This is a genomic window from Vibrio sp. Vb1755 (assembly GCF_033338635.1).
Taxonomy (GTDB): Bacteria; Pseudomonadota; Gammaproteobacteria; order Enterobacterales; family Vibrionaceae; genus Vibrio; species Vibrio alginolyticus.
Window position 1 is genome coordinate 1 of record NZ_JAWOTA010000021.1, and the last position, 22,442, is coordinate 22,442.

At 44.7% G+C, this 22,442-nt stretch carries 18 protein-coding genes; 8 read left to right on the forward strand and 10 right to left on the reverse strand.

Translation table 11 applies throughout. The features are described from left to right. The first annotated feature begins 197 nt into the window (after positions 1-197). Complete coding sequence (locus R7E00_RS16775; RefSeq protein WP_005375130.1) at positions 198-479, forward strand: YrhK family protein; 282 nt, start codon at positions 198-200, stop codon at positions 477-479. A gap of 122 nt (positions 480-601) precedes the next feature. Here the strand turns inward: R7E00_RS16775 and R7E00_RS16780 are convergent, their stop codons facing one another. From R7E00_RS16780 to deoD, 9 genes are all read right to left on the reverse strand, one after another. After that, positions 602-1,441 carry an energy-coupling factor transporter transmembrane component T family protein gene (locus R7E00_RS16780; RefSeq protein ID WP_258481578.1) on the reverse strand — a complete coding sequence of 280 codons (840 nt, stop codon included), beginning with the start codon at positions 1,439-1,441 and terminating at the stop codon, positions 602-604. Next, positions 1,438-3,177: an ABC transporter ATP-binding protein gene (locus R7E00_RS16785; protein WP_258481577.1), complete on the reverse strand. Its 1,740-nt coding sequence runs from the start codon at positions 3,175-3,177 to the stop codon at positions 1,438-1,440. The genes R7E00_RS16780 and R7E00_RS16785 overlap by 4 nt, the downstream gene beginning before the upstream one ends. A 6-nt stretch (positions 3,178-3,183) precedes the next feature. Further along, on the reverse strand, positions 3,184-3,732 hold the full coding sequence (locus tag R7E00_RS16790; protein ID WP_005375133.1) for an ECF-type riboflavin transporter substrate-binding protein: 549 nt from the start codon (positions 3,730-3,732) through the stop codon (positions 3,184-3,186). Positions 3,733-4,067: 335 nt separating this feature from the next. Beyond that, a complete protein-coding gene (locus R7E00_RS16795) occupies positions 4,068-5,198 on the reverse strand; it encodes an HlyD family secretion protein (protein WP_005375134.1) in 1,131 nt (376 codons plus the stop codon). Further along, entirely contained in the window at positions 5,198-5,578 is a 381-nt protein-coding gene (locus R7E00_RS16800; protein WP_005375135.1) for a DUF3302 domain-containing protein, read from the reverse strand. The genes R7E00_RS16795 and R7E00_RS16800 overlap by 1 nt, the downstream gene beginning before the upstream one ends. Positions 5,579-5,822: 244 nt before the next feature. After that, on the reverse strand, positions 5,823-7,406 hold the full coding sequence (locus R7E00_RS16805) for a GGDEF domain-containing protein (protein ID WP_005383939.1): 1,584 nt from the start codon (positions 7,404-7,406) through the stop codon (positions 5,823-5,825). Then, positions 7,390-8,874 (reverse strand): hypothetical protein, encoded by a 1,485-nt coding sequence (locus R7E00_RS16810; protein ID WP_005375137.1) that lies wholly within the window; start codon positions 8,872-8,874, stop codon positions 7,390-7,392. The genes R7E00_RS16805 and R7E00_RS16810 overlap by 17 nt, the downstream gene beginning before the upstream one ends. Before the next feature lie 166 nt (positions 8,875-9,040). Then, complete coding sequence (locus R7E00_RS16815) at positions 9,041-10,510, reverse strand: hypothetical protein (RefSeq protein ID WP_005383936.1); 1,470 nt, start codon at positions 10,508-10,510, stop codon at positions 9,041-9,043. Between the two features lie 70 nt (positions 10,511-10,580). Next, a complete protein-coding gene (deoD, locus tag R7E00_RS16820) occupies positions 10,581-11,291 on the reverse strand; it encodes a purine-nucleoside phosphorylase (protein ID WP_005375140.1) in 711 nt (236 codons plus the stop codon). A 398-nt stretch (positions 11,292-11,689) separates the two neighbouring features. On the opposite strand from deoD, the gene R7E00_RS16825 reads away from it, so the two are divergent. Genes R7E00_RS16825 through R7E00_RS16840 form a run of 4 tightly spaced genes read left to right on the forward strand, consistent with a single transcriptional unit; the run spans position 11,690 to position 15,801 of the window. Then, positions 11,690-12,640 carry a YbgA family protein gene (locus R7E00_RS16825; RefSeq protein WP_017635475.1) on the forward strand — a complete coding sequence of 317 codons (951 nt, stop codon included), beginning with the start codon at positions 11,690-11,692 and terminating at the stop codon, positions 12,638-12,640. Beyond that, complete coding sequence (locus tag R7E00_RS16830; RefSeq protein WP_065275469.1) at positions 12,630-13,430, forward strand: MerR family transcriptional regulator; 801 nt, start codon at positions 12,630-12,632, stop codon at positions 13,428-13,430. Before R7E00_RS16825 ends, R7E00_RS16830 begins: the two co-directional genes overlap by 11 nt. Before the next feature lie 22 nt (positions 13,431-13,452). Continuing rightward, positions 13,453-14,868 carry a deoxyribodipyrimidine photo-lyase gene (gene phrB, locus R7E00_RS16835; protein ID WP_054574922.1) on the forward strand — a complete coding sequence of 472 codons (1,416 nt, stop codon included), beginning with the start codon at positions 13,453-13,455 and terminating at the stop codon, positions 14,866-14,868. A gap of 6 nt (positions 14,869-14,874) precedes the next feature. Beyond that, entirely contained in the window at positions 14,875-15,801 is a 927-nt protein-coding gene (locus R7E00_RS16840) for a L,D-transpeptidase family protein (protein ID WP_182016706.1), read from the forward strand. A gap of 26 nt (positions 15,802-15,827) precedes the next feature. Here R7E00_RS16840 and R7E00_RS16845 read toward each other — a convergent pair whose 3' ends face one another. Then, a complete protein-coding gene (locus R7E00_RS16845) occupies positions 15,828-16,082 on the reverse strand; it encodes an Lpp/OprI family alanine-zipper lipoprotein (protein WP_005375145.1) in 255 nt (84 codons plus the stop codon). A gap of 550 nt (positions 16,083-16,632) precedes the next feature. Between R7E00_RS16845 and R7E00_RS16850 the strand changes: the two genes are divergently transcribed. The 3 genes from R7E00_RS16850 (at position 16,633) to R7E00_RS16860 (ending at position 22,440) form a co-directional block, all read left to right on the forward strand. Beyond that, on the forward strand, positions 16,633-17,976 hold the full coding sequence (locus R7E00_RS16850) for a DEAD/DEAH box helicase (RefSeq protein WP_031778885.1): 1,344 nt from the start codon (positions 16,633-16,635) through the stop codon (positions 17,974-17,976). Between the two features lie 324 nt (positions 17,977-18,300). Beyond that, entirely contained in the window at positions 18,301-20,298 is a 1,998-nt protein-coding gene (locus R7E00_RS16855; RefSeq protein ID WP_033906726.1) for a prolyl oligopeptidase family serine peptidase, read from the forward strand. Then, positions 20,299-22,440, forward strand: a complete 2,142-nt coding sequence (locus R7E00_RS16860) for a TonB-dependent hemoglobin/transferrin/lactoferrin family receptor (protein WP_258481576.1) — start codon at positions 20,299-20,301, stop codon at positions 22,438-22,440. It begins immediately after the preceding gene. The last annotated feature ends 2 nt before the right edge of the window (positions 22,441-22,442 follow it).

The window sequence follows — 22,442 nt, forward strand, 5'->3', positions numbered from 1 at the left end:
TTGGCGCTGGACTAAACAAAGGCCCCCTTTTAGGGGGCTCACACAAAGCCACCTTCTTTAGAAGGTGGTAATTTACTGCAAATAGATAATCCCCCTAATGGTTGTCAATGCATGCTACGTCCGTTAGGGTTTAGAACTAAGTATTTCGAAATAACTTGGGCATAACTGACGCGAAACAATAAGAGGGGAGCTATACAGTGCAGATACATGGCAGAGAGTTGGATTTAGATCTAGGAAGCCGTCACATCGTTATTCAGCGCCGCTATGAGGCGTTAGGTGCTGCAAACGACCTACTCATTGCTATTTGGTTTTTAATTGGTAGCTTTTTCTTTTTGAATGATTCGTTGATTGAAAGTGGTACTTGGCTTTTCATTGTAGGCAGTGCGCAGTTGATCATTAAGCCCCTGATAAAACTGATGAGTTTAGTTCATGTTGGTCGTTTGAATAAGCAACTTTCTGGCACATCAGTGAGCCGCTGAAATCACCGCTTCTTTTGAATACTTGCAAGCAAGAAGCCAGCAGGCGAGTTATCGAGGGGAAAGCGGGAAGATAACGTGTTCGCAATACTAAGCACGTTATCTTCTGTTTGAAGCTTAAGAATTTAGAACGGATACCAGAACAGTTGTGTGTCGATAACACGCTTGCTGATCGCCGCAATCACTATCACCGCAATCCCCGTCATGCAGATCATATCGGCTTTGGTTAGTGGTTTTAAGCTGTACCAAGTGCGAGAGGTGTGACGGCCAAAACCACGTAGCGTCATCGCGTTTGAGATTTGATCGGCTCTGTCCAAACTAGAGAAAATCAGAGGACCAAGAATCTTCGCGACGTTCTTCATACGAGTGAACAACGGAGCCTTCTTGTTCAGTTCTACTCCGCGTGCTTGTTGCGCGTGCATGATGTTAACAAAGTCCTTTTTCACTTCCGGCAAGTAGCGCAGCGTTAAGCTTACGGCATAGGCGATTTTGTAAGGTACACCCAAGCGGTTCAAGCTGGCTGAAAACTCCGTCGGGTGAGTGGTAAATACAAACACCAACGCGATTGGAAACATGCTGAAGTATTTCAACGTCACTGTTACTAGGTAAAACAACGTCTCTTGAGTGAGCGAGTAATTACCGGGTAACGAGAGTAAAACCGTTGATGAGCCCATGAATTCAGTACCTTGTTGCGGTGCTAACGCGAACATAAACAGGGCATTGATCAGTAATACCGTGCCTGTACCGAATAACAGCGGTTTGTAGACATGAAAGGGCACTTTGGTCATTTTCAGTAAGCCTAAACCAAGCACGATCAACAGCGCGATGATTCGCAAGTCAAATGTGGTCAACACCACCGTTACCCAAGCAATGAAAAGCAAGAACTTAGTAATGCCATTCAACTTATGAAGTGGCGATTGGGTATCGATGTAGTTGATACCAAACTTCATCTTATTGTCTTTCATGCCACCGCTTTCTCTAGTTGGTTTACGTCGTCGCTTTTTTGTTGGCGGTGCGCTTTTTCTACATTGATAAAGTGCTGCATAAAGCCATTGGTGTCTTCGATGCCAACTTTCGTAGCCAACTCAAACAGACTTGTGGTAGTGAGGTTTGCTTGGTCTAGTAGCTCTGGACTGCTGAATACCTGCGTCATTGGTGCATCCGCGACTAATTTACTGTCTGCAATCACGATAGAGCGCGTGGTGTATTCCAGCACTAAATGCATGTCATGAGAGATGATCATCACGGTTACGCCCAACTCGCGATTGAGCTTTTCGATGAAACTCAGCATAGACGTGTAGTTTCGATAGTCCTGACCTGCCGTCGGTTCATCAAGGATCAGAAGCTCTGGTTCCAATACCAAAATTGACGCAATGGTTACGCGCTTTTTCTGGCCGTAGCTCAATGCTTCGATTGGCCAGTGACGGTATTTGCTCAAACCGCACAGCTCTAGGACTTCAAGTACTTTAGCGTCGATTTGTTTCTCTTCAACGCCACGATTACGGAGGCCGAAGGCCACTTCGTCGAAAATCATGTGATGGGAAATCATGTGATTCGGGTTTTGCATCACCACACCCACTTTCTGGCTACGCTCGAAGATGGTCAGTTCGTTAAGATCTTGACCATTCATGCTCATTGAGCCGCTATCCGCTTCAATAACGCCCATAATCAGTTTGGTGATGGTCGATTTACCCGAGCCATTTTTGCCAAGTACAGAGACAAACTCGCCACACTTGATGTCAAAACTCACGTCTTCTAACGCGTTTTTCTCACCGTCGTAAGAATAGGTGAGGCCACGGACTTCAAGCAAAGTCTCGGCTGGCGTTTTAGGTGGTTGTGCTGTTGAACCATCAAACCATGCTTGTACCGCTGGTTTATATTGCTCCAACGGTAAGGTAGTTAAGCTAGAAGGTTTTGCATCGCCCTCAATCGCGCAGCCTGCTTCTTTCAGTGCTGAAATATAAAGCGGTTCGCGGATGCCGTAATCTTCTAGTAGAGGCGACGCTAAAATTTCATCTGGCGTTGTATCGGTAATGATTTCGCCGCTTTCCATCAAGATAATACGGTCAACTGAGCAATGCAGAACGTCTTCAAGACGATGCTCAATGATTACTATGGTTTTGTCCGTTTCGCGGTGTAGATCATCGATGATCTCGATGGTTTTTTTACCCGTTTTAGGGTCAAGCGCAGCTAGTGGTTCATCAAACAAAAGGATATCGACGTCATCGACGAGAATGCCCGCCAAAGAAACACGCTGTTTCTGCCCGCCAGATAAATCGTGGGGTGAGCGTTCTAGCATCTGTTCCAAGTCGACCATTTTGGCCGTGGCTTTGACCAATGGGTACATGTCGATATTTGAAGTTAGCTGGTTTTCCAGCGCAAATGCAATGTCTTCGCCAATGCTCAAACCGACAAATTGGCTGTCCGTATCTTGGAGTACGGTGCCAACTTGCTCAGTGTATTGGTGCATGTCGAAAGGGGCGGTGTCTTGACCATTGATGGTCAATGTTCCACTGGTTTCCCCTTTGATTGCGTGTGGGATCAGTCCGTTAAGACATTGCCCAAGAGTAGATTTACCACTACCACTTGGACCGATAATGACGATTTTCTCTCCTTTCTCTATCCTTAGATTGATATTTTTTAGCGTCGGTTTGTCCAGCGACTCATATCTAAAAGAGAAGTTAGAAAATTCGATTGTCATTCGACATTAAGCCTCTGTTAAGTTACGGCTTTGCTTGTTACGTTTAGCGACAGACTTAAGAATGAAGAAGCCAACAATAGCAATAAGAATGGTGTTACCGATCGCGATAATAGAAAGCTGGGTAAACACTTTAGTGAACGGTTCTGCGTATAAAATCGTGTCGAGGAATGCAGAGCAACCGTAACCAAATACGTTGCCTAATAGCGCAAGTACTACGAATAACGCGAAGTCTTTCATATTGAAATCACCTTTCTCCAAACGGTAGCGCGTTAGAGAAGGGAATAGACCGATAATCAAACCAACAATACCTGAACCAAGTACCCAAGTGAGCCATACGCCCCAACCTGCAAATAGGTCAGTAACCCAGTGACCAATAAAACCAACCAAGAAGCCAACAAGTGGTCCAAATAGTACTGAGAACAATGCTAATACTGCCATTGCTGGTTTTAGCGTTGTGTTTGCAAACACAGGGATGCCAAACATAGGTAAGCCGCCGATACCGTAAAGAGCAGCACCGATTGCAATAACCACAACAGTTTTAGCGGAAAGATTCATAGATAACCTCAGTTCAATAGTCGATTTTAAAGAACGTTCATTTATATTGTTGGAAAGCGTTAGTTATTTGATTGTGTAACATATATTCAAAACAACCAAGCTGCTTATTGTTTGCTCTATTTTTCTTCAGGAAATGTGTGATTTGATTCACGCATCCCTTTGACTGGCTTTGGTTTTAGCAAGCATTAAAAATAAGGCGCGCATTATACAGAATATTAATAAAAGTGGGAATGCTATCTATCTGGATGGCTAGAATGAATCAGGAGCTGATCGTCAGCCCCTGATTACACGGTTTGATGTTATTTTTACCAATAAATGAATGCGCTATATGTTCATTAATGGTCGAGGTATAAATAGTTCTGCCAGCTCTTCATACGAATAAGCACTTTGCGCATCACTGATACGTGAGTAAAGCTGTCTGAATAAACTGCAACTTCAACCGCAGTACCCATTGGTAGGTGGTATCCACTCAAGTCGTCGGTAATTTTCAGCTTCGCAAAAACACGTCCGCTCGTGCGCAAGGCATCAGTCCCAAGCAGAGCGCCTCGCGCTTGAATTTGGCTTTCACCAATGGCCGGAATCACGTCAATGACTTCGCCACGGAACACTTTGCCCGGAATTGCGCGGAACATAAATTCTGCTTCAAAGCCTGGCTTCAAGCGTTGTAATGAGTTCTGTCTGAATGCCGCGGTGTACGTAATGTCTTCGGTATGTACGAAGGTCATTGCCGGGGCAAGTGGCAACGGCACAGCCATAACACCAGGACGCAAAGCCAATTGCGTAACGTAACCATCGGTTGGCGCACGAACGACGGTTTGCTCTAAGTTAAACTCTGCTTTACGCAGCTCGGCAAGAAGTTGCGCGACTTGGGTATTTTCGCCTCCGATTTCAGAGTCCAGAGCGATTTGCGCTTGTTCTTGTTGCAAAATCGCAACGTCTAACATGGCTTCTGCCGCTTTATACGCTTGGCGTCGAGTATCCAAATCTTGTTCAGTAAACGCGCCACGATCAAAGCCCCTTTGATATCGGCTAAATTCCCTTTGTGCTTTATCTCTGTCCGCTTGCGCTTTCAATACAGCAGCTTCTGCTTCTCTTAGATCAGACTCTAAACCCAAGGCACCTTGGCTTGCTTCTTTGACTTTCGCTTCAAGGCGAGCAACTTCTGCTTCAAAAGGCACAGGATCGATTTTGAAAAGAATATCGCCCGTTTTGAGCGGTTGGTTGGCCTGGACTGGCACTTCCACCACGCGGCCACGCACGCCAGAGACGATAGGCGTAGTCGGGAACACTTGGTTACCCAATTGAGTAAATGGGTGGTTGTAGTTCATAAGCAGCACGAGTGTGCCCACTAACACTACGCCGCCAAGTACGGCGGTTGGAACGGTCCATTTGTTTAGAGGAATATTGAAAATTTTAAAAATGGCAATACAAAGAGCGGCGTAAGTCAGAATCAGCAATAAGTCCATTATTCGTCCTCTTTACTTTGTTCAGGCAAAGGCTTTTGCTGAATCTTTTGTTGTTTCAACATCGATACTTCGTTTTTGAGTTCGTTGACTTCATCGATGAGTTCTTCAAGGCGGTGATGAATGTCGTGTGTTTCTTGTTCTAGTTGTTTAAAACCCCAGCCGCGTTCCTTGCGCCATAATGTTGCCCAGATCCATAAAAATGGCCACAGCGCATGCAAAGTGAAAAGGCTGACCCAGCCAGCGTAGTGAATTGCGTCTTGGTGCGGGTGCTCTCTCTCTTTGGCGATTTCATATGGAATATCATGGATGACAATGATTCCGTAAAAGATCACTAAAGCAACGAAGATGAGTAACCCAAGTGCAAAATAGTCTAGAAACATCTTACCTACCTGTGCGTATTGCGAAATGGAAAATCTACGTAAATTAACAATTTAAGTATTTGTCTTAACTACAGATGAATCAAGCGGTTTTTATGTAGGAATTATGTTTATGCGATGTAAGTATCCACTGATGTTTATTGGCAGTTAAGGTGTTGCTGAGTACTTATTTAAACAAGCAGTGAAGTGATATAGGAAGGATAAATAAAAAGTATACTAAAGCCCCAGGTGTCAACCGGGGCATGGTTTAAAGTTCGGTACAGACTTGGTTTCTGCCATTGGCTTTGGCGCGATAAAGAGCTTTGTCTGCACGATAAAAAGTTCGCTGAGTATTCTCGCCTTCTCGATGCAAGGTAATCCCTATGGATACGGTCAGCCCCCGTTCACCAAGAATATCGTCCCAACCATATTGATAAATCCGTTCACGATAATTCTCGGCATGCATTTCTGCTCGTTCCAGTTGGGTATTCTCAAGGATCACGAGGAACTCTTCACCACCAAATCGAACGCATGATGCGCTTTTAAATTTGAAGTAGGACGCCAGTTCCTGTGACACACTTTTGATCGCTTTGTCGCCAACCAAGTGGCTTAGTTCGTCATTGATGGATTTGAAGTGGTCAATGTCGATCACCATAAGTGCAAATGGCGTGTCGTGCAGCAGCAGATCTTTTAGTTTAACTTCTAACCAGCGTCGGTTGTGTAAAGACGTAAGTGGATCGGTAAAGACGTCCTGCTGTAGCTGAGCAACAGTATTTTTATGCTGCTTGGTGGTTTCTTTTAGTTCTTTGTTTTCTAGCTCTGACAAAATGAGTTTGAGTTGTAACTCAAAGCGTGAAAGTCGGCGTAGTTGAGCAGATCCTAACTCACCGATCGGAATATGTTTTACAAGATCAGATTCGATTCTATGCGCTTTTTTTTCACAATTTAATGCTTCTTGATACAATCCTTGAGAGGCGTAAACTTGACTCATCGCGTTATAAAAATGCTGAGTAACGATAGGAGATAGCTGCTTTTGAATCCTTTTACTGATGGAGTCCAACGTTAAATTAGCTAAAGAAGTGTGCCCTACACCGTTTAGACAATACGCAGTCTCAATTTTGACCATCGTGGATAACCAGTATGTCGTGGCACTACCCGTTGTATACTGAACATTCGAAATAGCCAGCAACGCATTGGGGTAGTCTTCTTGCAGACGATGTAATTTGGCTCGGTAGAGGTGAATTTGTGCGGCGAGGTTTTTATCACTGACGAGAATGCTCAGTTCTTCACATTCACTCAATAGCTCTTTGGCGTCTGCGGTACGGTTCAAGCTGATATAACAGGCAAGCATGTACAGCTTGTAACGAAGGCGTAGGGATCGACTGCCAATAGCGTGATCGATAGCATCTATTTTTTGATAATAACGTAATGCACGTTGGTGATCCCCATAGGCATCGCACAAATTACCCATTCCAATAATGGCCAATACGTACTCATCAATATAGCCGTACTCGACGGCGATATTGGTTGAAGCAACATACTCGGTTAATGCCGCATTGTAGTCACCTACTTCAACTAAACGCTCACTCAAGCTTGCTTTCACAGAAAGAATATCTTCCACATCTTCTGGTAAAACAAGTAACTCAAGGGCTTGTTTCAATTCACTAATGCTGTCGTTGAGCTGTTTGATCTCTCTTCGATACTCGGCGCTAATGATATAGCAATGCGCTTTCTCTCGGTTTGTTGACGCAATATGTAACCCTATGTGTTCCCATAGCGTAATCGCTTCTTCACCTGAAACGGAAGAAGGATCGATACCTGCGTCAGTCACCTTGCTAAGCAGTTGTTCCATTCTTCATTACCTCAATATAACTTTCTTCGAGCTGTTCTAACGTGAATGGGAAGGTCAGGATATCTTGCAAATACAGTATCGGTTTCGGGCCTTTGATTCCGCGTCGCTTCCATGGATAGATGTCTAACATCGCTTGGACAGTGCGGTAGACCTCTTCTGCTGCTTGACCTTTTTCTGCAATTAACATTGCTAGCCTGTTACTGGAAATTCTCGAGATGAGGTCGCTGGAGGTTGTCAATGCATGAACGAGCTCGGTACAAACATCGAGAACTTCGGGGTTTGAATGCTGAATCATAATGATGGCGTGGTTAGAGCGTTTGAGCTCCGTTTTAAACAAAACTAACTGTTCCCACCAGTAGGTCTCAGAAACGACATTAGAGAACTGTTTTTCAGGGTCGTATTCGTGTTGAGAGCGAATATGATTGATCAGCTTACGTGCTCGCTGCTCTAGTTGGCGTTTAGAGCCTCTTGCTTTATCCATGCTGATTCGATGAGTTTGTTCTTTGAGCATTTTGAGTGCGTGCTTACGGTATTTCTTGAACGCGTTAAACGCAGACTCAAAGTCACCTTGTTCTTCAGCGACTCGTGATTGTTGGAAGCAAATTTGGCTGAGTAGCTCACCGTGGTCGAAACTGAGTGCAGACTCTTCTGCTGCAAGTAGCAACTTGGCAGCGCTGTCTGTATTTTGGCGCAAAAGCTCAAGTCTTGCTCGGCTAATAAAAGAGTGTGCTTTCATCCAAACGAGGTCATGCTCAATGGCGAGCTGGTGGGCTTTTTGGGTGGCTTCTTCGGCCGCATCAAGGCGTTCTAGTCCAAGCAGTGCTAACCCTTTAAAGTCCCAGATCTCGGCTTGCCACGTACTGTCATCATGATCTTTTAATACTTCGGTTGCTCCATCCAGTACCGTAAGCATCTCGACAAACTTATTTAGTAAGTAATAGTCCCAAGCTAATAGGATGCGCGCTTTGCCTTCTAACCAAGCAATACGAACATTGTTTGCCACTTTAACGGCTAACTCATGAGTTGAAGCGGCAAGTTGGTGTTCATTAGTGATGCGCCATACATTACCAAGCCCAATTAGAGATTCGATTTGAATTTCAACATCATCAACAAGAGCAGATTGTTCGAGCGCATTAATCCAATATTGTTGCGCGGAATAATACTTTGCTTGGCCCCAATATTGGAGTGCAAAAAGATGGAGAATTTCCGGGAGATGATCGTCGGTTTCAAGCTGTGTTTGTTTGCTGTAAGCGTCTTTGACGAGTTTTAAGCCTTGTCGGTAATCCATTAGGCACCAACAGCATTGCGCCATGATGAGTAAGGCTTTGATCTCTCCGTCCACAAATAAAATTTGTTCCGCGCGGATACGATATTGCTGCGCAATATTAAAGGTATGTTTAGGGGCCGATTTTATTTGGCCTTTAAGCTTAGTGAGATCATCTTCTAGCTGAATTTGGTTTTTATCCAACGTTCACATCCATGACTATCGAACTGGAAATCACACCTAATATTAAGTGGTTAGATGCATGTTTCTTTACCAAAGCGATGCGGATAACGTTTTGGTAAACGATCAGGGGCCGTAATGTATACCGTTACAACCCCTAATTACTACATCTAAATTACCAATAGAATAGCTACGATAGGAGCTGTTTGATTGTCAAAGGTGCATCAGAGACTTCCAACCTTTGTGCAGCGGTAAGACCTTGTTTATCCTGATAGCACAAATTATGCCAAGCTCTGAATATATCTAAAAGAGGTAAAATACCAGCAGGTCGTAATTTGCGACGTGGCTCGTTAATGAAGCTTTCGAAAAGAATCTGAAAGCGGTTTTGATAAAACTTCACATGACGAGTTGTCGCAACGTTAAACCATTTTTCAGGCTCATTTTGATCGCCAGCGAGGTAGCAAATGCCTTTGTGGTTTTCGTTTTGACTAGAGATTGCCCAACGATCGCGCCACCAACTCATATAGGCGATATCGACTTTGCCAAAGGGAGTGCTCATGTCCCAACTAGCGTCCTCTTCTACATACATCAAGTCGACACTTTTCTCTTTAATACGAGGTAAACAAACGCTCAATGCAGCTGAACGTAGTAGGGGATCTTGAGGCATGTATAGAGATACACGTTTGTTTGGGCAGCACATATCAAGTACGTGCAAATAGTGTGCATACGAGGTGTATGGCGGACGGACTAATGCCCCTTTTGAAGGGTAATGAAATACAGATAGATTACCAAGAGGGTCTTCTACGTTACCGCGAGCCAAAATTGTTTGGTATTTTTGGTCAATTCGCTCTCTGAGGTGATGAGAAGGTTCCGCAAGCGGCTCACTTGCTTCCGCTACGTACTCCTGGGAAACAAAACGAGACACCTCATCGTAAGGATTATGATCGAGAGTTGCGATTGGCTCTTCATCAGCGGAATAATTGACGTGCTGGCAAAGAATATAGCCAGAATGCGCTTCGCCAGAAACAATCCAATACACACCATTATTGCTGTTCGGTTGCAATGCAATATAGTTTGAGGCCAATTCATAATGCGTTGCGTGGTTTACCCAGCGCGCATCAATGGTTGCCAGCTTGCGGCGGCAGCGGCTAGCTATATGGTCAACATGATCGTAAAAGGTTTTTGGGTTAATACTAAGCTTGCGGCAGATTTCTCGTACGGAATATCCCGTAAACAATAAACCCATCAAGTTCTCTTGAAATTGAAGCTTCTTGTTGGCACCAGACCACTTGTCGACAAAGGTACTTTGACACACTTTACAGCGGTAACGTTGGCGATCGCCACTGTAACCGAAAGCGTGATAGAGGTGTTTGTGAGTGTGGACAGAAAGTCCAAAGTTGTCGCAATCATCATTACGGCAAGCAGGCAACCCGTCACTGTGGACGTGCCGCAGGCGATGAAGTTCGTTCACGACATCGCGATTATTAAGTAAGGGGGGGAAAGCTCCACATTCACGGCATACCATCGCCGGACGCTTAGGGTTCGCATGTTGCAGAACGTAACGCTTTGCATCACTCAATCCAAAGTTGTCACACGCCAATGTTTTACAAAAGTTGAGTTGTAACCCATCTGCGTCTTTTGGCAGTTCGCCGTTAGACACAATCGCCCCCTCGGGATAATTCGGGCAGCCAGCATAACTCTGGCTGCAAATTATTACTTACTATTTGTTCTTAGATGTTGATTGCAGTTTCTAGTGCAACTTTCATCATGTCGTTGAACGACTTCTGACGCTCTTCTGAGCTTAGTTTTTCACCACGGATGATGTGGTCAGAAACTGTCAGGATAGTCAGTGCTTTCGCGCCTAGGTCAGCTGCTACGCCGTAGATACCAGCCGCTTCCATGTCTACACCTAGGATGCCTAGTTTTTCCATCTTCTCGAAGATGTCTGCTTCTGGTGTGTAGAACAGGTCTGCAGAGAATACGTTACCTACTTTTACAGGCACTTCCTGAGCGCGCGCTTGGTTAACTGCTTCTTCTAGAAGACCGTAATCAGCGATTGCTGCGAAATCGTGGTTGTTGAAACGGATACGGTTAACTTTAGAGTCTGTAGAAGCACCCATACCGATAACAACGTCCATTAGTTTCACGTCGTCACGTACTGCACCACAGCTACCCACACGGATAACGTTTTTCACGCCGTATTCAGCGATTAGCTCGTGTACGTAGATACAGCAAGACGGGATACCCATGCCGTGGCCCATTACAGAAACTTTTTTGCCTTTGTAAGTGCCAGTAAAGCCGAACATGTTGCGAACGTCACAAACTTGTTTCACATCTTCTAGGAACGTTTCAGCGATGTATTTAGCGCGCAACGGGTCGCCTGGCATTAGAACTGTTTCAGCGAAATCACCTGGTTGTGCGTTAATGTGTGGGGTTGCCATAAGTGCTCTCCAAAGTTTTGTTTTGATAAAACGCCTCTATTATAGAACGCTATTACCAATTCTGTTGAACTTGTTCGTTTTCGTTGAGGCAATAATAACGGGACGTACAGTGGCCCCTTGAGAGCTTAGTCACAAAAACCACGCATTTAGAAACTGCAACTCCTATTGATAACCAAATCTGTTGAAATCAAAAGAGCAATCGATTTGCTTTTGAGCAGTTTGTCGATTGCGCGCACAAATTCTTTGTTTTTGGGCCAAACTTTTTTCTGACAGCTGGTTGATCGAAATACTTTCGAGTGAAGTAAAACGATTAAATTGTACAACTTATTTTCTTGTACAATCTGGAAAGGCTTGCTATAAGTTATACAACAAAACTTTTTGTATAGGGATGCGTCATCATGGAATCTTCGATCAAAGTAGGTATCAGTTCGTGTGTTTTGGGTGAACGAGTGCGTTTTGACTCTGGTCATAAGGTGAGCAACTTTGTGACTAAAGAGCTTAGCCCGTATTTTGACTTTATTTCGGTATGCCCTGAAGTCGGCGTAGGTATGCCAGTACCCCGTCCAACCATTCGTCTTGTTTCTAATGAAGAGCGTGTTGCATTGGTTGAAACCAAAAATCCAGAAAATGATCATACCGACAATATGCTCACTTACTCGGCCAATAAAGTAGATGAACTTCAAAGCGAGCAGCTTTGTGGTTACATCGTTTGTGCTAAGTCACCAACTTGTGGCATGGAGCGAGTCAAGGTTTACAGCAAGAACAGTGCTGCGAAAGAAGGTGTTGGCTTGTATACACAAACATTGATGCAAAAAATGCCTTGGTTGCCTGTTGAAGAGGATGGCAGACTTAACGACCCTGTATTGAAAGAAAATTTTATTACTCGAGTATTTTGTCTAAATGACTTTTACGACTCGATGGATGGTGAGCCTACTCGTGGCAAAATCATCGACTTTCATTCGCGCTACAAACTGACGTTAATGGCACACCACCCAGAGTCATACCGCTCCCTTGGCCGCTTAGTCGCTGATGTCGCTAATTATGAAATTGAAGACTTTTACCAAGAGTATCGTTTAGGACTGATGAAGGCGTTAACGAATCGGGCTAGCCGCAAAAATAACACAAATGTGTTGATGCATTTACAAGGGTACTTCAAACGCTCACTAACTAAAGAAGAAAAAGAAGAGTTAGCGACAGTGATTCACGACTACCGTATCGGAATGCTGCCTCTGCTAGCACCACTTACATTGATTAAGCATTACTTAAATACTTACCCAGACGAATATTTAGCAAAACAGAAGTTTTTAGAACCGTATCCGCAGGAGATGAGATTACGCTATGGTTTGTAGTTCAGAAGAAAAACTATACGCGATCCGAGATGTCGCAGAAATCACGGGTGTAAAACCAGTTACGCTGAGAGCTTGGCAACGAAGATACAACTTGATCCAACCTCAGCGAACTGAAAAAGGACACAGACTTTATCGCCAGCAAGATCTCGATACGATTCGCGAAGTCCAGAGCTGGCTCGCGAAGGGGATTTCGATTGGTAAAGTGAAGGGGCTGCTAGGAAAAAGCGCCGATGTCGAAGTCAAAAACGAGGTTCGCACACTCGAAGAAGTTGAAAACATGCTGCTTGCGCTGTCTACCCTGAATCGAGGAAAAGCAGAGAGTTTACTTGCCTCTGTTCTTAAAGAGTATCCACTAAAACTCGTTATTGATCAGTTTATTAGCCCAGTATTTGATGCGCTAGACATGGTGAAAGGATCGCTGCGATCTTTACAAGTAGGGTTATTTCAGACTTGTTTGATCACTCGACTTGTCCTTGTAATCGATTCTGAAAACAAAGCCGCTTCCAAAGGAAAGTGTCTGCTCATTAGCTTTGAACAAAACAGAGAGTCTGAGAGTTGGATTCAAGCAGCGAAGCTTTGCGAACAAGGGTATCACACGACTTTGATCGATAAGGTTGATGATGTTTCTGGTCTACTAGATCACGAGGTCGTTGAAAATGGTTCGTTTATCTACCTTTTCTCCAACAAAGCGCTAGCTGCTAAACAAGTAGCGTCCATCAAAATGCTTCACGCACAGTTAGGTGATCGGATGGGGTGCTCTGAAGTGATAGAGAAATTACACCTAACTTAGTAGACAAAAGATAGGAGCTACCATGGTTTTAGTATGGTTTCGACGTGACTTACGTGCGTTAGACCACACGGCACTCAAAGCGGCGTTGGATTCAGGTCAGCCTGTTGTCGCTTGCTTTATCGCGACGCCAGAGCAGTGGCGGGAGCATCACATGGCGCCGATGCAGGCAGACCTCATTGCTCGTCGCTTAGCTTGTCTTAACGAGGAGCTTGAAAGCCTTAATATTCCTTTTTTGTACAAAGAGGTGCCGTCGTTTTCCGATTGTACAGATGTGATTAGTGGGTGGGCGGAAACACTTGAAGCCACGTCTGTTATGGCAAACATTCATTATGAGGTGAACGAACGAGAGCTGGATACACAAGTAAGTGAAGCGTTAGCTTCTCACGATATCGAATTTGAACTGTTTCATGACAAATGTGTGCACGCGCCAACGACGGTTCTTAATAAGCAAGGCGAATATTTTAAGGTATTTACGCCATTCAAGCGTGCTTGGTTAACGCAGTTCCATATGCCGACGGTAGTAAAACCTCACGAGCAAGCGCCACTCAATAAAAAGGTACTCGAACAATTAGAGTCGGCTCGATTTAATTCAAGCTTCACATTTAGCTATCCTCGAGAATCCAGTGAAGACTGGCTGGCTTCGACTAATGATATTTTGAAGCAGCTTAGGGAATTTGCACGGGAGCGCAGTGACGCGTATCAAAGCGAGCGAGACTTTCCAGCTATTGATGGCACTAGCCAACTGTCTCCATACCTTGCGATTGGCGCGCTATCACCAAGGCAGTGTATTGCTCGTTTGTATGCTGAAAATCAACAAAATGACCTTACAGAAGGGAAAGCAACTTGGTTAAGTGAGATCATTTGGCGTGAGTTTTATCAGCACCTATTGGTTTTCGAACCAAAACTCGTCAAAGGCAAAGGATTTATCGATTGGGAGGATAAAATCCAGTGGTCCTATGATGAGAAAGCCTTTGAGCGATGGAAGACAGGAACAACAGGATACCCAGTCGTTGATGCAGCAATGCGTCAGCTCAATCAAACAGGTTGGATGCACAATCGATTACGTATGATTGTCGCGAGCTTTCTTACCAAGGACTTACATATTGATTGGCGATGGGGAGAAGCGTACTTCATGAGTAAGCTGGTGGACGGCGATTTTGCAGCGAACAATGGTGGCTGGCAATGGTCTGCTTCTACGGGCTGTGACGGGCAGCCATACTTTCGTATTTTCAACCCGATAAGCCAAGGCGAAAAGTTCGATGCTAATGGTGAATTTGTGCGCCACTGGGTACCAGAAATCAAAAGTGTACCGAACAAATACATCCATAAACCTTGGACTTGGGAGGGCTTTTCTTTACTGGAATATCACAAGCCGATGGTTGATCACAAGACAGAAAGAGAGATAACCTTACAGCTCTTTAAAAGTGCCAAGGAATAGAGTGAAATGCTTAGCAAAAAGCGATCAATGAGTTTCGCAAAACGTACCCTGCTATCTGTGTCGTTATCTTTAGTGAGTGGTCTATCATTCGCTAAGATGTACGAATTACCAGAGGATGGAAGCCGTTTAATTGGTCGCCTTGAAAACCACGTCGTGCAAGAAGGCGAAACCATGGCAAATATCGCTAAGCTCTACGATGTGGGTATGCTAGGTTTAATGGCCGCAAACAAAGGCGTGGATCCCTTCTTACCAGAAGAGGGGCATGTTCTTACTATTCCGACACAACTAATCCTCCCAGACGTACCTTATAAAGGTATCGTTATTAATCTAGCCGAGCTGCGCTTATATTACTTTCCGAAAGGAGAGGGTATTGTCCATGTATTTCCTGTCGGAATTGGCCGAATAGGGCGCGATACCCCAGTAATGACAACGCGTATCAGCCAAAAACGACCGAACCCTACATGGACTCCTCCAGCCTCTATTCGTGCCGAGTACAAAGCAAAGGGCATTGACCTACCAGCCGTTGTTCCTGCGGGGCCTGATAATCCACTTGGTATGTTTGCATTGCGTTTAGCTTACGGGAATGGCGAATACCTAATTCATGGTACCAACAAGGACTTTGGGATTGGTATGCGAGTCAGCGCGGGTTGTATTCGTATGGACCCAAGTGACATTGAGTGGTTATTTGACAAGGTTCGTAACGGTGAAGACGTTAACATCATTAACCAGCCTATCAAAATGACACTTGAGCCTGACAGAAGTGTGTTCTTAGAAGCACATGAGCCTTTGACTCGTAGTAATGGCGAGAAAGATGAACTGAAAGTGCCGAAAGAGTTAAAGTGGTGGTTGGATGAATTCGGTATGAAAAACGTGAAGGCTAAAGCAGCAATCGCTGCACAGAATGGGGTTCCTATCGAAATAACCGCGCCTTAACGGGCGTTAAGACGCGGTATCAAATCTTACTTAGTGTAAGACTGAGCGATGTTATCGATACGCTCGTTAGCACGCTCAGCTTCTTCTTGAGCAGCCATTGCTGCTGCGCCTGATTTTTGAACGTCAGATTGAAGAGCTTGTACGTCTTGGCTTAGTTGGCTAACTTGGTTGCTTAGTTCGTCTAATTTTGCTGCATTTGCTGTAGCTGCGTCATCAGAAGAAGCACAACCGGCTAGTAGAAGTACTGAAGTTGCTGCAGCTGCGATCAACGTTTTGTTCATATAAGAACTCCTTGCTTATAGTGAAAGTCTCGCCACTAACTATTATTTTATACAGTAGCGAGGTTAAATGTGGTTACATTTTATCAGTACATGATGTAGCAAAAGTCAAAAAAACCCAAGAATTTCATGGAGTACCTGACGTCAACTTTTACCTGAACTTAACAAAGTTTAACTACCTATCCTTTATTTCGTTCTCACAACAGTTTTCATAGCAGGTGTATTTGCCACGTTCCTGATATCAATAATTTAGACGATATTGACACAAATGAAAGTTTATTGGCCCAAATAACTGCTATTTAAGTCGTTTTGTTGATGGATAGAAGGCATATTTGAACGGCTTTTCTCTAAACTTCCTGTCCAGCTGCTCATCAAAAAGGCTAGTCTTTACTCTGAACTGAGCCACAAATGATGTTTTACCGTTACCACAGGGAATTAGTTTGTGTGATCTCTATCTATACTCCTATGATTTGCGGTATTATACCGAGCTTTATTTTTTTGCTGCGTTAGAGCGGAAACGACACTACAGAGCGCTCAGACGCTGACTGATTTATTGGAGAATACTTTGCAATTTAAAGATCTAGGCCTAGACAACCGATTGTTGAAGAACCTAAAACACTACGATTTTAAAAAAGCGACTGACATTCAGCAGCAGGCGATTCCTGTTGCGATTGCAGGCAAGGATCTATTGGCATCTTCGAAAACAGGTTCGGGCAAGACTTTGGCGTTTGTATTGCCAATGCTTCATAAGTCTTTAAAGACAAAATCGTTTTCTGCGAAAGACCCTCGCGCGGTAATCCTTGCTCCTACTCGTGAGCTAGCGAAACAAGTATATGGTGAGCTTCGTTCTATGCTAGCTGGCCTATCTTATGAAGCAGCACTGATTTTGGGTGGTGAGAACTTTAACGATCAAGTAAAAGCTCTGCGTCGTTATCCGAAATTTATCGTGGCGACACCAGGACGTTTGGCTGATCACTTAGAGCACCGTTCGCTTTATCTGGATGGTTTGGAAACGCTAATTCTGGACGAAGCAGACCGTATGTTGGATTTGGGCTTTGCACCAGAGCTTCGTCGCATTCATAAAGCAGCCAAGCATCGTCGTCGTCAAACGTTGATGTTCTCTGCGACATTAGATCATGCAGACGTCAATGAAATCGCGGCTGAAATGCTCAATGCGCCAAAGCGAATTGCTATCGGCGTTTCTAACGAAGAGCATAAAGATATCACGCAAAAATTTTACTTGTGTGATCACCTAGATCATAAAGAGGCAATTTTAGATCGTGTTCTTTCTGAGGCTGAATACCGTCAAGTTATTATCTTTACGGCAACGCGTGATGATACTGAGCGACTAACAGAAAAGCTGAACGAAAAGAAACTGAAGGCTGTAGCACTAAGTGGTAACTTGAACCAGACTCAACGTAACACCATTATGAGTCAGTTTGAGCGCGCAGTGTTTAAGATCCTTGTAACGACTGATGTTGCTTCCCGCGGTTTGGATATTGCAACTGTGACACACGTCATCAACTTCGATATGCCAAAGCATACCGAAGAATACGTACACCGAGTTGGTCGTACTGGTCGTGCTGGAAACAAAGGGGATGCAATCTCTCTTGTTGGTCCAAAAGACTGGGATAGCTTTAAACGTGTAGAAGCATACCTACAACAAGATCTTGAGTTTTCAGTGTTCGAAGATTTGAAAGGTAAGTTTAAAGGCCTTAAGCCACCTAAACCAGATTTTCGCAATAAGAAAGCGACCGCAAAGAAAGCTCGCCCTCAAGCGAAAAAGTCGGCGAAAAAACCAGCTAAGCGTGACAAGAGCTTCTACAAAAACGTATCTGTGGGTGATGATGTCTTCATCCCTAAGAAAAAACCAGCGGCACCGAGCTCTGAAGAGTAAAAGCTGCTGTAGTTTCCCATTGATTTTAGTTCTTAAAAATCCGAGTGTTCGCACTCGGATTTTTTATGTCTGTCGCTAGGTGAAATAGCGCCTTTCCATACTCACTCGTTTGTCAGCTTTTATATTTGTCTGGTTGTATATAAACAGCATAGAACGCTAATTTAGGAAGTTATTAAGTTTTATTACCTCGGTCAAAGCAAACGTTTTTCCTCACACACTAGATAAAAATCTCACATGATTATGAAAATGATAATTGATCTCATTTTTATTTAAGGGCAGAATACGCGCCATTGTATTAATCCTATAAATGAATTCGCTCTCTATATGAAATTTACTCATGTTTTTTTAGGGCTCATAATTACCTCTAGTTCTGGCTTTGCTGCTGATGATTTCAACTGGCTTCGAGATGATGCTCGTAAAGATGAGCGAGTTCTTACCTACCTAACAGAACAAAACCACAAAACTGAACAGCACCAAAAAAGTTATCAGACGTTGACAAAAAACCTACTCACGCAGTGGGATACCATGGTGGCAGACAAAGGTGATAAGCCATGGTCGATCATGAGTGGAAGAGAGTGGACGCTAACGCGTCGCGATGGTCGTTACTTACTATTATCCCGTGCGAGTCAACATGCACCAGAAAACGTGGTGTTCGATTTCGATGAACGACAATCTGCGCATCAGTACTACCAACTTGGTCAATGGCAAGTGAATGGTGACACGCTCCTTTTCACGGAAGATATCGACGGTAGCGAACAATATCGTGCTGTGGTTGTTGATTTACTCTCCGGCCAATCTACGGAACTGGCGACGCACGTCGATAGTGGCGTATTGTTGTCACCTAACGGGAAAGTGGCATTCCTCGTTGCAAAAGAAAAGCGCACTCAGCGACCTCATCAGATCTTACGTATCTCCACTGAATCTTTGGCAAAAACAGTCCTATGGAATGAACCCAAGTCAGATTGGTTACTTTCTTTCTATCGTGCGGCAGATAGCCGTTATGCTGTGCTGCAAAGCAACAACGAGTCAACAACAGAGCAGAAGCTTGTCGATCTAGAAACGGGCACTGTCTCAGATTCATTGCGAAAGCCTGAAGTGGGTGTGGAATATTACGCGGATGTGGCGAAAGGTTACATTTATCTGAAAAGCAACTTTGAAGGAAAGTTCGCCCTTTACCAAGCCGAACTCGCACCGCTTGGCGCAACATGGCAACGCTTCACCAATCCTCGTGAGCCGCTTGAACAGTTCTACCTTTATGATGCAGGAGTTGTGGCACTTAGCAAGCCAAACAATGTGTCGACTTTGACGGTGTATTCTTACCAAGGTCAGGAAAAAGTGATACTGCCATTGGAACACGATGGTAATGTCGCTTGGCTAAGCACGTTGGGCGATTTTGAATCAAACAAAATTCGTATCCGAAGCATGTCGATGACTACGCCTCCTCAGTGGGAAGAGTTCGATGTAAAAACGCTGAATAAATCCTTGTACTCTCAAGATGCTTACCAAGACTTTGATAGTCAGCGTTATGTAACCCAACGTATTTTTATTAAGCACGACGGCGTTTCTGTCCCGGTCTCTTTGGCGTATCGCAAAGACAAATTGCACCCACAATCTCCTGTGTTGATTTACGGTTACGGCGCGTATGGTTTTACGATGAAACCGTACTTTATGCCTCAGGTTATCAGTTTACTCGACCAAGGTGTGATTTACGCTATCGCCCATGTCCGTGGCGGTGGGTACTTTGGCGATGAATGGCACGAGCAAGGCCGTGGTGTGCGAAAAGCCAATTCTATTGGTGATTTTGTCGCGGCCGCGAAGGCGCTGCAAACATTCGAACGTGGCAATAGAGAGGTTTTCGCCATCGGTTCTAGTGCTGGTGGTACGTTGGTGGCCGGAGCGGTTAATCAAGATCCTAAATTGTTTTCAGGTGTCGTACTTAAAGTGCCTTTTGTTGATGTGGTTGCAAGTATGTCGGATACCTCACTTCCGCTTACCACACAGCAGTATGGCGAATGGGGTAACCCAACCAAACCTGAACAATTGGCGTTAATGAAGGCGTACGATCCGATTCTCAATATCCATAAAAACGCTTACCCACCCATGTTGGTTCAAGTCGGTTTAATCGATCAGCGCGTGCCATATTGGGAAGGCGCAAAGTATCTCGCTAAAGTTTCAGCGTTAAGTGAGCGCAACGGGCCGTACTTGTTGCAAACTAATTTTAATTCGGGCCACCAAATGGACCCGCGACAAGCGCAAGAACAACAAGCAAAAGAATACGCATTTCTACTATCACTCATTAAAACATCTAAAGCGGAGCAGTAAATGAAGCTTACCCCAGTGTCAGCGGCAGTACTTTTGGTACTTGCTGCCAGTCAAGTGCACGCCGAATCTAAGGTTTTCTCAATGGAAGAGGTGGTGGTAACCGCCAATAAAATCGATCAGCCATTGTCAAAAGTGGCAGGTAGTGTCGCGGTTATCACAAACGAGCAAATCGAAGAAAGAGGCGAGACCGAGCTATATGACGTGCTGCGTAACGAACCTGGTGTAAGCGTGACGGGCGGTGCAGGACGTCCGCAAAACATTACCATCCGTGGTATGACGGGTAACCGCATTATGATCGTTCGTGATGGCATTCGTTCTGCGGATGGCTTCGGTGCGAATGACATTAATGATGCAGTTGGGCGAGATACTTTTGATTTATCCAATTTTGAATCGCTGCAAATCATTAAAGGGGCAAGTTCTTCGGTGCATGGCTCTGGCGCGATCGGCGGTGTGGTGATTTTAGAATCCAGTCAGCCGGGTGATTTCTTAAAAGACAAAGACTTCTACACCGATGTTTCCGGTACTTACACCGATATCAGCAACAAGTACAAAGGCACGAGTAATCTAGCTTTCCGTTCCGGTGACACAGAGAGTTTGTTTAACGTTTCATACTGGCAAGGACAAGAGACACGTAACTTTGATGAAGATTTGTATAACCGCGATCTCGATGGTTACAGCGGTGCTTATACGATCAACCACTTTTTCAATGAAGAGGTGATGTTGAAAGCCAAAGCGGAACTCTACACCCAGAACCAAGAGCGTTTGGAGGGTTCACCGTCCATTCAACCTGATGGAATTTGGCATATTGAAGACTTTGCTGAGGATGAAACCACAGAAGAGTACAGCGCTTATATTGGTGCAGAGGTGACTCCGATTAATCCAACTTGGTTCGAAGAGTTGGATACCAAAGTTTACTGGCGTCACACCGAAGTGGTGGAAGACACCAACCGCTTAATGCGCCAAGTGGATCACAATGGTTTGATCACCAAGCGTCGCGAGCTGGAACACAAAACCTTCATTGACGAAACAATTGGCTTCCGTGGCGATTTCACCAATACGATTTATGCAGCAAATGCTGAGCACCAATTGGCTTACGGTGTCGAGCTTTCTACTGACTATTACGAACGCACAGATAGCGACTCCAAGATTGATTGGAACGGAGTAACACCTTCGACCAAACAACCTTTCGCTCCTGCTCGTGCTTATAACATTGGTTTGTACGTTCGAGACATGGTGGAACTGGATAAATGGACCATCACAGGTGGCCTACGCTTTGATGCGCACCGTCTCACGCCAGACGGTGCGGGTGAAGTGGGCGGCTTCCCATTAAAAGACATGGATAGCTCAGAGGTATCTCCAAGCCTGTCGGTTTCTCGTGAAATGTTTGCCAACAACATTGCTTATGTATCTTATAACCATGGTTACCGTGCTCCGGAATACGATAAAGCGTATGGCTTCGTAAGCCACGACTTTGTGCCGCTCACGCCGTTTGTAATTGCACCAAACATGGATCTAGAAGCTGAAACTTCCGACTCATTTGAAATCGGTAACAAGTTCGATAACGGTCGCGCGTATGTCTATGCGTCTTTGTTCTACAACAAGTTTGAAAACTTCATCGACGTTGTGACCACGGGCTTTGACTCAAGCAATGGTAATTACATTAAACAATACCAAAACCTCGATGGTGTCGAGACGTATGGTGCAGAGCTTTCTGCGGGTTACGCGATCACTAAGCGATGGAACATCAGCACCAAGTTTGGTTACGTAGATGGCAAAGACGCGGAAGGTGAATACGTTCGAAGCATTACGCCATTCGAAGGTAACGCTCAACTGAAATACGCCAACCAAGACTTCAATGCTTACGTGGCTTGGAACTGGGCCGCGGCAATGGATCGCGTTCCTAAATGCCAGACCACGCTTGGCCTAGCGACAGATTGCGCGCAGACAAGTGCGTGGAATACGTTTGATATTGGCGCAACTTACCACGTTTCCAAAGACCTTCGTGTTAGCGCAAACATCATCAACCTGTTCGACAAAGAATACATCCGATACCAAGACGTAGCGGGTATCGCTGAGGAAAGTAAGCGTTACTCCACTGAGCCAGGGCGCTACTTCACGCTGACTGCAAAATACGAATTCTAGGA

What these genes read in the sequence shown, in the direction of transcription:
- R7E00_RS16855 (WP_033906726.1), top strand. Translation starts at nt 18,301, where the DNA reads ATGAAATTTACTCATGTTTTTTTAGGGCTCATAATTACCTCTAGTTCT.
- R7E00_RS16795 (WP_005375134.1), bottom strand. Translation starts at nt 5,198, where the DNA reads ATGGACTTATTGCTGATTCTGACTTACGCCGCTCTTTGTATTGCCATT.
- R7E00_RS16840 (WP_182016706.1), top strand. Translation starts at nt 14,875, where the DNA reads ATGCTTAGCAAAAAGCGATCAATGAGTTTCGCAAAACGTACCCTGCTA.
- phrB (WP_054574922.1), top strand. Translation starts at nt 13,453, where the DNA reads ATGGTTTTAGTATGGTTTCGACGTGACTTACGTGCGTTAGACCACACG.
- R7E00_RS16860 (WP_258481576.1), top strand. Translation starts at nt 20,299, where the DNA reads ATGAAGCTTACCCCAGTGTCAGCGGCAGTACTTTTGGTACTTGCTGCC.
- R7E00_RS16790 (WP_005375133.1), bottom strand. Translation starts at nt 3,732, where the DNA reads ATGAATCTTTCCGCTAAAACTGTTGTGGTTATTGCAATCGGTGCTGCT.
- R7E00_RS16785 (WP_258481577.1), bottom strand. Translation starts at nt 3,177, where the DNA reads ATGACAATCGAATTTTCTAACTTCTCTTTTAGATATGAGTCGCTGGAC.
- R7E00_RS16825 (WP_017635475.1), top strand. Translation starts at nt 11,690, where the DNA reads ATGGAATCTTCGATCAAAGTAGGTATCAGTTCGTGTGTTTTGGGTGAA.
- R7E00_RS16845 (WP_005375145.1), bottom strand. Translation starts at nt 16,082, where the DNA reads ATGAACAAAACGTTGATCGCAGCTGCAGCAACTTCAGTACTTCTACTA.
- R7E00_RS16800 (WP_005375135.1), bottom strand. Translation starts at nt 5,578, where the DNA reads ATGTTTCTAGACTATTTTGCACTTGGGTTACTCATCTTCGTTGCTTTA.
- R7E00_RS16805 (WP_005383939.1), bottom strand. Translation starts at nt 7,406, where the DNA reads ATGGAACAACTGCTTAGCAAGGTGACTGACGCAGGTATCGATCCTTCT.
- R7E00_RS16830 (WP_065275469.1), top strand. Translation starts at nt 12,630, where the DNA reads ATGGTTTGTAGTTCAGAAGAAAAACTATACGCGATCCGAGATGTCGCA.
- deoD (WP_005375140.1), bottom strand. Translation starts at nt 11,291, where the DNA reads ATGGCAACCCCACACATTAACGCACAACCAGGTGATTTCGCTGAAACA.
- R7E00_RS16780 (WP_258481578.1), bottom strand. Translation starts at nt 1,441, where the DNA reads ATGAAAGACAATAAGATGAAGTTTGGTATCAACTACATCGATACCCAA.